At 59.8% G+C, this 14,229-nt stretch carries 12 protein-coding genes; 6 read left to right on the top strand and 6 right to left on the bottom strand.

The features are described from left to right. The first annotated feature begins 130 nt into the window (after nt 1–130). Nucleotides 131–1,102 carry a sensor domain-containing diguanylate cyclase gene (locus BLS51_RS27675; protein ID WP_090191991.1) on the top strand — a complete coding sequence of 324 codons (972 nt, stop codon included), beginning with the start codon at nt 131–133 and terminating at the stop codon, nt 1,100–1,102. Between the two features lie 160 nt (nt 1,103–1,262). Then, nucleotides 1,263–2,201: an SMP-30/gluconolactonase/LRE family protein gene (locus BLS51_RS27670; protein ID WP_090191992.1), complete on the top strand. Its 939-nt coding sequence runs from the start codon at nt 1,263–1,265 to the stop codon at nt 2,199–2,201. 67 nt (nt 2,202–2,268) lie between these two features. Here the strand turns inward: BLS51_RS27670 and mnmE are convergent, their stop codons facing one another. From mnmE to rpmH, 5 genes are all read right to left on the bottom strand, one after another. Beyond that, nucleotides 2,269–3,648 carry a tRNA uridine-5-carboxymethylaminomethyl(34) synthesis GTPase MnmE gene (mnmE, locus tag BLS51_RS27665; protein WP_090191995.1) on the bottom strand — a complete coding sequence of 460 codons (1,380 nt, stop codon included), beginning with the start codon at nt 3,646–3,648 and terminating at the stop codon, nt 2,269–2,271. Between the two features lie 101 nt (nt 3,649–3,749). Continuing rightward, a complete protein-coding gene (gene yidC / locus BLS51_RS27660; RefSeq protein ID WP_090191997.1) occupies nt 3,750–5,513 on the bottom strand; it encodes a membrane protein insertase YidC in 1,764 nt (587 codons plus the stop codon). A gap of 9 nt (nt 5,514–5,522) precedes the next feature. Beyond that, on the bottom strand, nt 5,523–5,786 hold the full coding sequence (gene yidD, locus BLS51_RS27655; protein ID WP_090191999.1) for a membrane protein insertion efficiency factor YidD: 264 nt from the start codon (nt 5,784–5,786) through the stop codon (nt 5,523–5,525). After that, entirely contained in the window at nt 5,783–6,217 is a 435-nt protein-coding gene (gene rnpA / locus BLS51_RS27650) for a ribonuclease P protein component (protein ID WP_090192178.1), read from the bottom strand. Before rnpA ends, yidD begins: the two co-directional genes overlap by 4 nt. Before the next feature lie 36 nt (nt 6,218–6,253). Beyond that, entirely contained in the window at nt 6,254–6,388 is a 135-nt protein-coding gene (gene rpmH, locus BLS51_RS27645) for a 50S ribosomal protein L34 (protein ID WP_040378179.1), read from the bottom strand. Between the two features lie 389 nt (nt 6,389–6,777). On the opposite strand from rpmH, the gene dnaA reads away from it, so the two are divergent. The 4 genes from dnaA (at nt 6,778) to BLS51_RS27625 (ending at nt 13,752) form a co-directional block, all read left to right on the top strand. After that, the gene (gene dnaA / locus BLS51_RS27640) at nt 6,778–8,181 is read left to right on the top strand and encodes a chromosomal replication initiator protein DnaA (protein WP_090192001.1); all 1,404 of its coding nucleotides are present in this window, start codon (nt 6,778–6,780) and stop codon (nt 8,179–8,181) included. 88 nt (nt 8,182–8,269) lie between these two features. Then, nucleotides 8,270–9,376 carry a DNA polymerase III subunit beta gene (dnaN, locus tag BLS51_RS27635; protein ID WP_090192004.1) on the top strand — a complete coding sequence of 369 codons (1,107 nt, stop codon included), beginning with the start codon at nt 8,270–8,272 and terminating at the stop codon, nt 9,374–9,376. A 46-nt stretch (nt 9,377–9,422) separates the two neighbouring features. Then, nucleotides 9,423–11,915, top strand: coding sequence for a DNA topoisomerase (ATP-hydrolyzing) subunit B (gene gyrB / locus BLS51_RS27630; protein ID WP_090192006.1), 2,493 nt, complete (start codon nt 9,423–9,425; stop codon nt 11,913–11,915). Nucleotides 11,916–12,192: 277 nt separating this feature from the next. Further along, on the top strand, nt 12,193–13,752 hold the full coding sequence (locus BLS51_RS27625; RefSeq protein WP_090192009.1) for a DNA cytosine methyltransferase: 1,560 nt from the start codon (nt 12,193–12,195) through the stop codon (nt 13,750–13,752). A gap of 20 nt (nt 13,753–13,772) precedes the next feature. Here the strand turns inward: BLS51_RS27625 and BLS51_RS27620 are convergent, their stop codons facing one another. Then, nucleotides 13,773–14,228 (bottom strand): very short patch repair endonuclease, encoded by a 456-nt coding sequence (locus tag BLS51_RS27620; protein ID WP_090192181.1) that lies wholly within the window; start codon nt 14,226–14,228, stop codon nt 13,773–13,775. Nucleotide 14,229: the final 1 nt, after the last annotated feature.

The following is a 14,229-nucleotide window of genomic DNA, read 5'->3' as shown; positions in this document are numbered from 1 at the left end:
CCACATCCACCGCTGAGGCTGGAGAGGGCGAAATATTTTTCAATGAAAAAGGGAGAAGCGATAGTGATGCAAGCCGCGCGCCTGCCCTTATAATCGTGACACGTTTACTATTCCTCTCAGGAAAGCACGCATGTCTGAACAAGCAACTACATCGGCCAGCCCCCTCTCCGCGCGCGTGCTCGGACTGGCCCAGCTGGGACTGATCGTCATCGACGCCCACCACCACATCGTCATGTGGAACCAGTGGATGGCCAGCCGTTCGGGGCGCTCGTCGCACCGCGTGCAGGGCCAGGACTTGTTCGATTTATATGGCGAGCTGCGCGGGCAGCGGCTGGAGCAGGCGGTGCTGAGCGCGATGCAGAGCAACCTGCCGCAGCAGCTGTCGCCAGCGCTGAATCCATCGCCCTTCCCGCTGTACCCGGCCGGCACTTGGGGCGGCGAGCGGGTCGAGCAGCAAGTCTCGGTCACGCCGTTCAGCGAAGGCAAGGAACGCTACTGTCTGATCGAAGTCAGCGACATCAGCAGCATCGTCGGCCGCGAGCGCCAGCTGCGCAGCCAGGCCGAGCAGCTGCGGGCGCAATCCTATGTCGACGGCCTGACCGGCATCGCCAACCGCCGCCACTTCGACGTCGCGCTGGACCGCGAACTGCGCCGCGCCGCGCGCCACGACGGCCAGATGTCGCTGCTGCTGATGGACATCGACTCATTCAAAGCCTATAACGACCACTTCGGCCACCAGCAAGGCGACGCCTGCCTGACGCTGGTGGCGGAAGCCTTCGCTGCCGCCCTGCAACGCCCGGCCGATCTGGCGGCGCGCTACGGCGGCGAGGAGTTCGGCGCCGTATTGCCGGACACCAGTTCCGAGCAGGCAGCGCTGGTGGCGGAAACCATCCGCGCCAGGATCGCCTCGCTGGCCATCATGCATGCGCCGGCGGCGATGCGGCCGCACGTCACCATGAGCATCGGCGTGGCCACCTTCGACAAGGACCACCTGGCCGACGCCGCCGCCATGCTGGCTGCCGCCGACGGCTGCCTGTACGCAGCCAAGAAAGCCGGCCGCGACTGCGTGATCGTGCACCGCCCACAAGCCGACGCCGCCTGAGCATGCTGCGCGAAGCGATACCAGCTGATGCTGTACCATAGCTGCGGCAGCCGCACTATGATGAAGCCGTAATGCAAGCGCTGCGTGTGTCCCCGCCCTTCAAGCCGGAGACGCCGCGCAAATTCCACATGATCTTTACCGCACCGACAGGTTCCGCCCAATGAAACTACGCCACATCGTCCTCAGCCTGGCAGCCATGCTGGCCGCCCCGCAGGTCTTCGCCGCGACTGCGGCATGCACGGGCCAGGCGCCGGCCGGCGAGCTGACCGCCACCCGCATCGCCGCCGCCAACAGCACGCGCGCCGAGCCGGGCCTGTACGAAGGGCCGGTATGGATCAAGGACGCGCTGTACTTCTCCGACTTCACGTTTGGGCCCGGCTTCCCGTCGCGCATCCTCAAGCTGGATGCCAGCGGCAAGGTCAGTGTCGCCATCAACGACAGCGGCAGCAACGGCCTGGCGACCGACGGCCACGGCAACCTCCTGGCGGCGACGCACAAATACAAATCGGTATCGCTGTACACGCTGGACGGCAAGCGCAGCGACGTGGTCGGCAAGTTTGACGGCAACGTCTTCAACTCGCCGAACGACATGGCACTGGCGGAAGACGGCACGCTGTACTTCAGCGACCCGGACTTCCAGCGCGCCGCCGCGCCGGGCGGCCAGGACAAGACGCGCGTGTACCGCGTCGGCACGGACGGCAAGGTCACGGTGGTGGAAGACACGCTGAAGAACCCGAACGGCGTCTCGCTGTCGCCCAAGGGCGACGTGCTGTACGTGAACGGCATGGTGGGCGAGCACGGCGTGCTGCGCGCGTATGCCATCGTCAACGGCGTGCCGCAGCCAGGCAAGGACCTGGTCGAGAAGCTGGGCATCCCCGACGGCATGGCGGTCGACTGCCAGGGCAACATCTACGTCACCGAGCACACGGACAAGCGCATCCGCGTCTTCACGCCGGCCGGCAAGCAGCTGGCGACGATCCACGTCGACGCCAACGTCACCAACGCCGCCTTCGGTGGCGCCGACGGCAAGACGCTCTACATCACCGGCGCCGGCGCCGTCTGGCAAATCAAGCTCGACCTCACCGGCGCCCCCTACTAAAACTCCGGGGTCAGTTCTGCCAAACGTACACGGACTCATGTACATTTGGCAGAACTGACCCCAGGTTTTATTTGCCGATGCAGAAGCGGCTGAAGATGACGCCCAGCAGGTCGTCGGAGGAGAAGGCGCCGGTGATGCTCGATAGCTGCACTTGCGCCAGCCGCAGTTCTTCGGCGAACAGGTCGAGCGACTGGTCGCTTTGGGCGGCGTGCTCGCCGGCGCGCGCCAGGTGGGCGCCGGCGTTTTTCAGCGCGATCAGGTGGCGCTCGCGCGCCAGGTATAGCGATTCGCCGGTTTGCTGCCAGCCGGCGATGCGCAGCAGTTCCTTGCGCAGCAGGTCGATCCCCAAGTGGCTGTTGGCCGACAGGTAGATGTGGGTGGCGTCGTCCATCGCGTCCACCGCCGGCTTGTGGCCGGACAAGTCAATCTTGTTCCAGATGCGCAGCACCGGCACGCCTTGCGGGAAGGCGGCCATGATGCTTTCGTCGGCACGCGACGGGCCGTGGTCGGCGTCCAGCAGGTGCAGGATCACGTCAGCCTTGCCAACCTCGCCCCAGGTGCGCTCGATGCCGATGCGCTCCACCACGTCCACCGCTTCTTCCGCCGCGCGGATGCCGGCGGTGTCGATGATGTTCAGCGGGATGCCTTCGATCTGGATGGTCTCGGTGACCTTGTCGCGCGTGGTGCCGGCGATCGGCGTGACGATGGCGACGTCATTCCCCGCCAGCGCATTCAGCAGCGACGATTTGCCGACGTTCGGCTGCCCCACCAGCACCACGTTCAGGCCTTCGCGCAGCAAGGCGCCCTGCGCTGCCTGCCTGAACACTTGCTCCAGCGCGTCAACGATGCCCTTCAGTTGCCCACGCGCGTCGGATTTTTCCAGGAAGTCGATTTCTTCTTCCGGGAAGTCCAGCGTCGCCTCCACCAGCATGCGCAGGTTGGTGACGCTGCCCACCAGCGTGTTCACCGTTTTCGAGAACGCGCCCGACAGCGATTGCGACGCCGACTTGGCCGCCGCTTCGGTCGAGGCGTCGATCAGGTCGGCCACCGCTTCGGCTTGCGCCAGGTCCAGCTTGTCGTTCAGGTAGGCGCGACGGGTGAATTCGCCCGGCTCGGCCAGCCGCAAGCCGATCTCTTCGCCCGCCTCCAGCACCCGCTGCAACAGCATCTGCAACACGATCGGGCCGCCGTGGCCTTGCAGTTCCAGCACGTCTTCGCCGGTGTAGGCGTTCGGTCCCTTGAACCAGATGGCGATGCCCTGATCGATGATACTGCCATCCGCCTGCTTGAACGGGATGTAAGTGGCGTGGCGCGGCTTCAGCGTCTCGCCGCCGAACAGCGCGGCAATCAGTGCTTGCAGGTTTTTACCGGAGGCGCGGACGACGCCGATGCCGCCGCGTCCCGGTGCGGTGGCAATGGCGGCGATGGGGGAGGAGTCGATATTCATAGACGAATTGTAGGGGATATAAAAAAAAGCCCCATGTGCGCTTGCGGCGGCCAAGGCCTCCGCAACGCCACATGGGGCTTTTTAGCAACAGCCTGAGGCGCTTAAGCCTTGGCTGGCTCGGCAGGCGTGCCGAATTTCTTGGTAATCACATACTGTTGACCGATCGACAGCACGTTGTTCACCACCCAGTACAGCACCAGGCCGGACGGGAAGAAGAAGAACATCACCGAGAACGCCAGCGGCATGAACAGCATCATCTTCGCCTGCATCGGATCGGCCGGGGCCGGATTCAGCTTGGTGGTGATGAACATCGAAATCGCGTACAGCACCGGCAGGATCGCATACGGGTCATGCTGCGCCAGGTCGGTGATCCAGCCCAGCCACGGCGCGCCGCGGATTTCCACCGCCGACTGCAGCACGTAGTACAGCGCGATGAATACCGGCATCTGCACCAGGATCGGCAGGCAGCCGCCCAGCGGGTTGATCTTCTCGGTCTTGTACAGTTCCATCGTGGCCTGGTTCATCTTGGCCGGGTCGCCCTTGTAGCGCTCGCGGATGGCTTGCATCTTCGGCGTCACCAGCTTGACCTTGGCCATGCTGCGGTAGCCAGCCGCCGACAGCGGGAAGAACAGCAGCTTGATCAGGATGGTGAAGGCGATGATGGTCCAGCCCCAGTTGCCGGTGAAGGTGTGGATGTGCTCGATCACCCAGAACATCGGCTTGGCGATCATCGCCAGCCAGCCGTAGTCGCGCACCAGCTCCAGGCCCGGCGAAACTTTTTCCAGCAACTGCGCTTCCTGCGGACCGGAGAACAGCTTGGCGTCGTTCGACACGGTGGCGCCCGGCGCAATCGTGCCCAGCGGCTGCTTGACGCTGATGCCGTAGACGTTGTTGCTGATCTTCTCGGTGGTGATGTCATGCATCAGCTTAGGCTGAGGAATGAAGGCCGAGACGAAGAAGTGCTGCGAAATCGCGATCCAGCCGTTGTCGGCCTTGGTGACGTGGTCCTGCACGGCCGGCTTGCCGGTCTTGTCGGCTTCCTGCGCGGCTTTTTCCAGCTTGTCGAATTGCAGCTTCTCGTAGCGCTTCTCCTCGGTGTACATGGTCGGACCGGTGTAGCTGCTGTTGAAGAAGGAGTCGCCGGCCGGCTTGTTGCCGTCGTGCGCCAGTTGCAGGTACAGCTGCGGCGATACCGGCGCGCTGCCGGTGTTGGTCACGTCATGACGCACATCGACCACATAGTCGCCGCGCTTGAAGGTGAAGGTCTTGGTCAGCTTGACGCCGCCCGATTCCGATTCCAGCACCAGTTGCACCTGGTTGCCATCGTTCAGCATGCGCGGGCCAGGCTTGGCGACGAAGCCGCTGGTGTGGTTAGGCAGGTCCGGCGCGCCGATCAGGCCGGTGCGGCCCAGGTAGGTCTTGCCGGTGCTGGCGTCGAGGTCGAACAGCACGATGTTCTTCGTGTTGTCGCCCGGCTTGCACCAGTCGAACAGGCCGAAGCAGCCACCGAACCAGCCCGGATGGCCGTTTTCCTTGTACTTCAGCAGTTCCAGGCGACGGATCACGCCGCCCTGGGTGTCGATATCGGCACGCACCACGTCGGTGGTGATGGTGATGCGCTCGGCCTTGAACGGCGCCGCATCAGCATCAGCAGCAGCGGCGGCAGATGCAGCGGCTCCCGGCACGCCGGCGGCCACGGCAGCAGGGGCCGGGACGTCGGTTTTCTTCGCCTCAGGCGCCTTGGCGGCTGGCGGCGGCGGTGCAAACATCGATGGATGGCCGTTCGAGACTTGCCAGTTGTTCCACAGAACAAACAGCGACACCGCAAACACGATCCACAGGATAGTACGTTTATTGATATCCATTAGGTATTTTCAGGAGTGGTTGCAACCGCAAGCGGTCGATGAAGAATTCGTTTTGCCGTCGGCCGGGGGCACAGGGTCATGCCCACCAGGGTTCCACGGATGGCAGCGGCACACACGCCTGGCGGCCAGCCAGCTGCCCCTGGCGGCACCATGAATTTGCAGCGCTTCCAGTGCATAGTTCGAGCAGCTCGGATAAAACCGGCAGCTCGGCGTCATCATCGGGCTGATGGCCAGTTGATAGAAACGCAGCAGGAAGCGGAGCACGGTTTTCATGGCGACCCAGGTGGAGGCGGCGGCGATGAAGGCAAGGCTTGGCCAGATAATTTGGCCTGCGCGGCGAACAGGCGTGCCAATTCCACCCGCAAGGCTGCTTTCAGCTTTGAGGTGGTGGCGGGCCCGTCCTTGCTGTTGACCGGACGCGCCAGCCGCACCACGCAATCGATGGGCGGCAGGCCGGTGGTCCGGAACAGTTCGCGGGTAACACGCTTGATCGTGTTGCGGGTGACGGCACGCGGCGCAAAGCGCTTGGCCACCACGACCCCCAGCCGCGCATGCGGCAGTTGGTTCAGACGGGTGTAAAGCACGAAGTGCGCGCTTTTTTGGCTGGGGCGCAAACGAAAAACGGATGAAAATTCATCCGTTTTAACGATACGCCGAGCGCGCGCGAAGTCGTGTGAACCCTCGCCTGTCGAGCCGCTTTGAATGCAGCTGTCCACGCGATCAGCTAACAAGAGTTTGGCTTATACAGCCAGACGCTTGCGGCCTTTGGCGCGGCGTGCGTTCAGCACTTGGCGGCCACCACGGGTAGCCATGCGTGCGCGGAAGCCGTGGGTACGCTTGCGGCGTACAACGGAAGGTTGGTAAGTACGTTTCATGTTGGTCTCGCTTAAAGCAGAAAAAAATGCAAAATCGGGTCAGACGGCCCGTCAGTTTTTGGTGCCAATGACACTTCGCGCACCCATGCCAACGCTATCCGGCACAAGCTGGGTCCATCTCATCGCCCGCTAAATCCCTGCTACTCCATATCGCTATCCATGTGAAGAAACAAGGAATACGGGCGGGGAACCCTGAATTATCAGCATTTCGGCCCTGCTTGTCAACAACCAACTGCCGGCCTTTGCCATGCCGGAGGGGGCCTGCTCAACAAAAAATCCTGCCGCGCCTGTGGATAACTTTGCCGAGCGAGAGTAGAATAGCGCGTTACGTGTGAAAAACTTCAAAGTTGCCCACACCCTTATACAGTAAGAACACAGATAGTCGATTCATGGAAAATTTCTGGCAGACCTGCTCCGCCCAGCTGGAGCTGGAGCTGACGCCGCAACAATTCAGCGCCTGGATTAAGCCGCTTATCCCCCTCGATTACGAGGCCGGCAAGCTGCGCATGGCTGCGCCCAACCGCTTCAAGCTGGACTGGGTCAAGACCCAGTTCGCCAGCCGCATCACCGCGCTGGCCTGCCAGTACTGGGAGCAGCCGATCGAGGTGCAGTTCGTGCTGGACCCGCGCCTGAACGCGCCGAAGAAGCCGGCCACCACCGTGGCGCCGGTGCCGGACGTCAATGGCGGTGCGCCAAGCAACAACGCGCGCATGGCCGACCAGCAGCCGCCGTCGGTGCCGGAGATGCCGGCCTCGGCGCAGCCGCGCCGCGAGCAGAGCCGCATCAACACCGACCTGACCTTCGACAGCTTCGTCACCGGTAAGGCCAACCAGCTGGCGCGCGCCGCCGCCATCCAGGTGGCCAACAATCCGGGCGTGTCGTACAACCCGCTGTTCTTCTACGGCGGCGTCGGCCTGGGTAAGACCCACTTGATCCACGCGATCGGCAACCAGGTGATGGCCGACCAGCCGGGCGCGCGCATCCGCTACATCCACGCCGAGCAATATGTGCGCGACGTGGTGACCGCCTACCAGCGCAAGGGTTTCGACGAGTTCAAGCATTACTACCACTCGCTGGACATGCTGCTGATCGACGATATTCAATTCTTCGGCGGCAAGAGCCGCACGCAGGAAGAATTCTTCTACGCGTTTGAAGCGCTGATCGCCGCCAAGAAGCAGATCATCATCACCTCGGATACCTATCCGAAGGAGATCACCGGCATGGACGACCGCCTGATCTCGCGCTTCGACTCCGGCCTGACGGTGGCGATCGAGCCGCCGGAGCTGGAAATGCGCGTCGCCATTCTGCTGAAAAAAGCCAAGCAGGAAGGCGTGACCTTCTCCGACGACGTCGCCTTCTTTGTCGCCAAGCACCTGCGCTCCAACGTGCGCGAGCTGGAAGGCGCGCTGCGCAAGATCCTGGCCTACTCGCGCTTCCACGGCAAGGACATCACGATCGACATCGTGAAGGAAGCGCTGAAGGATTTGCTGTCGGTGCAGAACCGCCAGATTTCGGTGGAAAACATCCAGAAAACGGTGGCCGATTTCTTCAACATCAAGGTGGCCGACATGTACTCCAAGCGCCGGCCGGCAAACATCGCCCGCCCGCGCCAGATCGCCATGTACCTGGCCAAGGAACTGACGCAGAAGTCGCTGCCGGAAATCGGCGAGCTGTTCGGCGGCCGCGACCACACCACGGTGCTGCACGCGGTGCGCAAGATTGCCCTGGACAGGACCAAGAATCCGGAATGCAACCACGAGCTGCACGTGCTCGAACAGACGCTCAAGGGCTAGCCCGCAGCCAGGTTTGGCTTTATCATTTAGTCAAACCTGTCAGGCAAAAAAGTATTGAAACAACGTTAATTTTTACTGAGGATATTCTATGCAATTGGTCAAAACCACCCGAGATACGCTACTCCGGCCACTGCAGATCGTGAGCGGTATTGTCGAGCGTCGGCACACTATGCCGATTCTGGCCAATATCCTCATCCGCAAAGAGGGCGAGAGCGTATCCTTCCTGTCGACCGACACCGAAGTCCAGATCACCACCAACGCCGAAATCGGCTCCGGCGCCGAAGTCACCGGCACCACGGTGGCCGCGCGCAAGCTGCTGGACATCCTGCGTGCGCTGCCGGAATCGGGCGACGTCACCATCACGCTGCAAAACAAGCGCCTGGCGGTGCAATCCGGTAAATCGCGCTTCGCGCTGCAAACGCTGGCGGCGGAAGAATTCCCGACCGTGCAGCAGGCCGACAGCTACACCGCCTCGGTCACGCTGCCGCAGAAAACGCTGAAGCACCTGTTCAACATGGTGCACTTCTCGATGGCGCAGCAGGACATCCGCTACTACCTGAACGGCCTGCTGCTGGTCCTGGACGGCAACAACGTCATCGCCGTGGCCACCGACGGCCACCGCCTGGCGTTCTGCCAGGTCGAGACCGAGCAGTCGTTCGAGCGCCAGGAAGTCATCATCCCGCGCAAGACCATCATCGAACTGCAGCGCCTGCTGGAAGAAAACGACGAGCCGGTGCAGCTGGACATCGCCGCCAACCAGGTCAAGCTGACCTTTGCCGACATCGAGCTGATTTCGAAACTGGTGGAAGGCAAGTTCCCTGACTACACGCGCGTGATCCCGAAGGGCTACAAGAACGAATTCATCATCGGCCGCGATGAGCTGCTGCGCTCGCTGCAACGCGCCGCCATCATGACCAGCGACAAATTCAAGGGCGTGCGCTGCATCATCGCGCCAGGCGTGATGAAGATCAGCTCGACCAATGCCGACCAGGAAGAAGCGGTCGAAGAACTGGAAATCGACTACGGCGGCGACAGCGTCGACATCGGCTTCAACGTCACCTACCTGCTGGACGTGCTGAACAACCTGAAATGCGACCAGGTCAACGTTGCGCTGGGCGATTCGAATTCGTCGGCGCTGATCTCGATCCCGGACAATACCGACTTCAAGTACGTCGTCATGCCGATGCGCATTTAAGCGTTTGCCACAGCACCTTAGTAATCGATTTTAGAGAAAGCAGCACATGTCCGAAGAGAATGCAGTCCCAGCGGTAAAGAACGAAGAATACGGCGCCTCCTCGATCCAGATCCTCGAAGGTCTGGAAGCAGTCCGCAAACGTCCCGGCATGTACATCGGCGACACCTCGGACGGCACCGGCCTGCACCACCTGGTGTTCGAAGTGCTGGACAACTCGATCGACGAATCGCTGGCTGGCTATTGCACCGAGATCCACGTCACCATCCACTCGGACAACTCGATCTCGATCACCGACAACGGCCGCGGCATCCCGGTCGGCCTGAAGATGGACGACAAGCACGAGCCGAAACGCTCGGCGGCCGAAATCGTGCTGACCGAGCTGCACGCCGGCGGTAAGTTCGACCAGAACTCGTACAAGGTGTCGGGCGGCCTGCACGGCGTCGGCGTCTCCTGCGTCAACGCCCTGTCCAAGCTGCTGCGCGTGACCATCCGCCGCGACGGCAAGGTGCACCAGATGGAATTCGTGCGCGGCGTCGCGCAGAACCGTGAAATCGAAATGCGCGACGGCTTCGCCGTCTCGCCGATCAAAGTCATCGGCGAAACCGAAAAACGCGGCACCGACGTCCACTTCTGGGCCGACGAAGAAATCTTCACCCACGTCGAGTTCCACTACGAAATCCTGGCCAAGCGCATCCGCGAACTGTCGTTCCTGAATAACGGCGTCAACATCAAGCTGACCGACCAGCGCACCGGCAAGGAAGAACTGTTCGCGTTCGAAGGCGGCACCCGTGGCTTCGTTGAATACATCAACAAAGCCAAAACCGTGCTGCACCCGACCGTGTTCCAGGCCACCGGCGACCGCATGTCGGACCAGAACACCAACATCTCGGTGGACGTCTCGATGCAATGGAACGACGCCTACAACGAACAGGTGCTGTGCTTCACCAATAACATCCCGCAGCGCGACGGTGGCACCCACCTGACCGGCCTGCGCGCGGCGATGACACGCGTGATCAACAAATACATCGACGAGCACGACTTCGCCAAGAAAGCGAAAGTAGAAATCTCCGGCGACGACATGCGCGAAGGCCTGACCTGCGTGCTGTCGGTAAAAGTGCCTGAGCCGAAGTTCTCGTCGCAGACCAAGGACAAGCTGGTATCGTCCGAAGTGCGTGGCCCGGTTGAAGAGATCGTTGCCAAAACGCTGTCCGACTACCTGCAGGAAAAACCGAACGACGCCAAAATCATCTGCGGCAAAATCGTTGAAGCAGCGCGCGCGCGCGAAGCCGCACGTAAAGCCCGCGACCTGACCCGCCGCAAAGGCGTGATGGACGGCCTCGGCCTGTCGTCGAAACTGGCCGACTGCCAGGAACGCGACCCCGCGCTGTGCGAACTGTACATCGTCGAGGGTGACTCCGCAGGCGGCTCGGCCAAGCAAGGCCGCGACCGCAAGTTCCAGGCCATTTTGCCGCTGCGCGGTAAAGTGCTGAACGTGGAAAAGGCGCGCTTTGAAAAAATGCTGTCGTCGGAACAGATCACCACGCTGATCGCCACGCTCGGCACCTCGATCGGCCCGGACGAATTCAACGTAGAAAAGCTGCGCTACCACCGCATCATCATCATGACCGATGCGGACGTCGACGGCGCCCACATCCGCACCCTGCTGCTGACGCTGTTCTACCGCCAGATGCCGGAACTGGTAGAGCGCGGCCACATTTACATCGCCCAGCCGCCGCTGTACAAGGTCAAGGCCGGCCGCGACGAGCGCTACCTCAAGGACGACGCCGAAGAAGCCACCTACATGATGAATGTAGCGCTGAACACCGCCGCACTGACGCCGCGCGAAGGCGCCGACCCGATCCAGGGCGAAGCGCTGAGCGAGCTGGTACGCCAGTTCAACCTCTCCAACGTCATCATGACGCGTCTGACGCGAGTTATCGACCGCGCCGCGCTGACCGCCATCATGACCGGCGTAACGCTGGACATGAGCACGCTGGAAGCAGCCGAAGCCTCGGCCCGCGCGCTGGAAGGCAACATCAACGACATCGCCGTCAAAGTCACGGTGCGTTCGGACGAGCTGAATGAAAAGCACCAGCTCTGGATCCAGCGTATGCACCACGGCAACGTCAAAGTCAGCTCGATTGACGCCGACTTTGTCGACAGCGCCGACTACCGCGTGCTGGCCGAAGCCGCCGCCACCTTCACCGGCCTGATCGGCCCAGGCGCCTACGTGCGCCGTGGCGAAGGCGAACGCACCAAGGAATCGGCGGTAATCGACTTCCACCAGGCGATGCAATGGCTGCGCGATGAATCGGAACGTGTGGTGTCCAAACAGCGCTACAAAGGCCTGGGCGAGATGAACCCGGAACAGTTGTGGGAAACCACCATGGACCCGGCGGTGCGCCGCTTGCTGAAGGTGCAGATTGAGGACGCGATTGCTGCGGATCAGATCTTTACTACGCTGATGGGCGACGACGTAGAACCACGACGCGCCTTCATAGAAACCAATGCACTGCGTGCAGGGAATATCGACGTTTAATCGTTTCTTCGCTCTGTCGGAAAGCCAACCTTACGGTTGGCTTTTTTATTACGCGCTTAACACCGATAGGGAGTTGCCTTGCGAATTTCGAAGGCGCTACGATTCAGAATTTGAAATCATATACTCCGTTATTGTGTCAATTTTATTGCAATAGAGAATGTGATTCTTTTCAGAAAATACACAACTTCGGATAAAATGGAGGACTGCGAACTAGGGGCGCTCAACGTAACCTTGGTTGGATTTAGCAGTCCCGCACGTTTATGAAGATGAATAATTGATGCCAGAGCAGTCCCCAAAAATACCCGTAATCGATCTATTTGCAGGGCCAGGCGGGCTTTGCGAGGGCTTTTCCTCGATCCGAGATGAAAATGAGGTACCTCGATTTGATGTAAAAGTATCGATTGAGAAAGATCCGATCGCACATCGGACTTTAATGCTCCGCGCTTTATTTCGGAAATTCCCTAAGGGCAAAGCTCCTGATGCCTATTACGACTATGTGCGAGGCACAATAACTCGTGAGCAATTCTTGACTCACGCTGATATCAAGGATGCAGCTGAGAAAGCAGCCCATGAAGCTCGATGCGCTGAGTTGGGTTTAACTCCTGTTGAGACAGTCAATGCATGGATCAAAGAAGGGATTGGCGATGCTCGCGATTGGGTTTTGATCGGAGGGCCTCCTTGCCAAGCATATTCCACTGCTGGAAGGTCTCGTTTGCGTGGTAAAGATCCAGAAGCATTTGAGAAAGATAAACGGCACTTCCTTTACACTGAATATCTGCGAATTATTCAGGAATTCTCTCCTTCCGTTTTTGTCATGGAAAATGTGAAGGGTATGCTTAGTTCCAAACAAGGCGGGAGTAAAATATTTGAGCGCATCTTGGCGGACCTCACGTCCCCACGTGAAGGTCTTAGCTATCAAATTCGTTCGCTTGTAGTTCATGGTGATAACTTGGACCCGCATGACTATGTGATCGAAGCCGACGATTACGGAATTCCACAAAGTCGGCATAGGGTAATTCTTTTTGGTATTCGCTCCGACGTTGCGAAGAACACCTCTGCCTTAGTTGAGCATCCGCAGAAATTCTTGCTGAGGCCGACTGCATCAAAGACTAGCGTAAATACCGCGCTTTCGGGATTACCGCCGCTCCGCAGTCGGCTATCTAAAGAGCCAGATTCTCATGAGGCTTGGCTAGACGCACTAACCGTCGCAAGAAAAAGCTTGGCATATTGGCGTGTAGATATTCGGGCAGCCGTTGAAATACGCATGGAACGTGCTTTAGAGCGTGCCAAAAAGCTTATTTCGTCAGGGGGCACTTTTATTCCAATGACTGTAACTCCGAGTGCGACGATGCCGAAGGAGCTAAAATCTTGGTATTTGGATGCTCGGCTTGGCGGGGTGCTGCAGCACGAAACCCGTAGCCATATGAGATCTGACTTACATCGATACCTCTTCGCGGCGTCGTATGCAAAGGAAAAAATAACCTCTCCATCGTTATATGATTTCCCACCGAAGCTCTTGCCAAATCACGAAAACGTGGATAAAGAAAATATTCCTTTTGCCGACCGCTTCCGCGTACAAATCGGAGGCGAACCGTCCTCGACGGTAGTGGCTCACATCAAGAAGGACGGACACTATTATATTCACCCTGATCCATCTCAGTGCCGAAGCCTTACTGTTCGTGAGGCTGCTCGTTTGCAGACCTTCCCTGACAACTACTTCTTTGAAGGAAATCGCACTGAACAATACGGTCAAATTGGCAATGCCGTGCCCCCACTGTTGGCACGAAAGATCGCGAAGGTAATTTATAAGTTTTTGGCGGCGCGGGTCGAGGAGTGAAGGAATAAGCCTCGCCCACGCTACTTGCGAGTGGGGCTTCCAATCTCTGCAAATGGCTGTTCGCTACGTATCCACGCCAAGACCAGTTGGCCTAATTGCGGGTCCTGAAGCTCACGAGTCGCACACTCCCAAATGCATAATACTCGCCAGCCTGCCGACATTAAACTGGAGATGGCTTTCTGATCTCGCTCCGCATTGCCTTGTAATTTGGCAGACCAAAATTCTGGCCTAGTTGATGGAATCTTGAAGTACCGGCATCCGCTGTGAGCATGCCAAAAACAGCCATGGACAAAAATGGCGATCTTTCTACCAGGTAGAACAATGTCTGGGCTGCCAGGTAAATCACGGCGGTGAAGTCGGAATCGCAAGCCCGCAGCAAATAGCAAGCGTCTTACCAAAACTTCTGGCTTGGAGTTTTTACCCTTAATGCCAGACATCATCCGGCTTCGAACTTGTGGTTCAACGATGTCTGTCACC

Source organism: Duganella sp. OV510 (genome assembly GCF_900100205.1).
Classification (GTDB): Bacteria; Pseudomonadota; Gammaproteobacteria; order Burkholderiales; family Burkholderiaceae_D; genus Rugamonas.
Note: the sequence above shows the minus strand (reverse complement) of the source record. Positions and strands in the feature narration are given on the sequence as shown.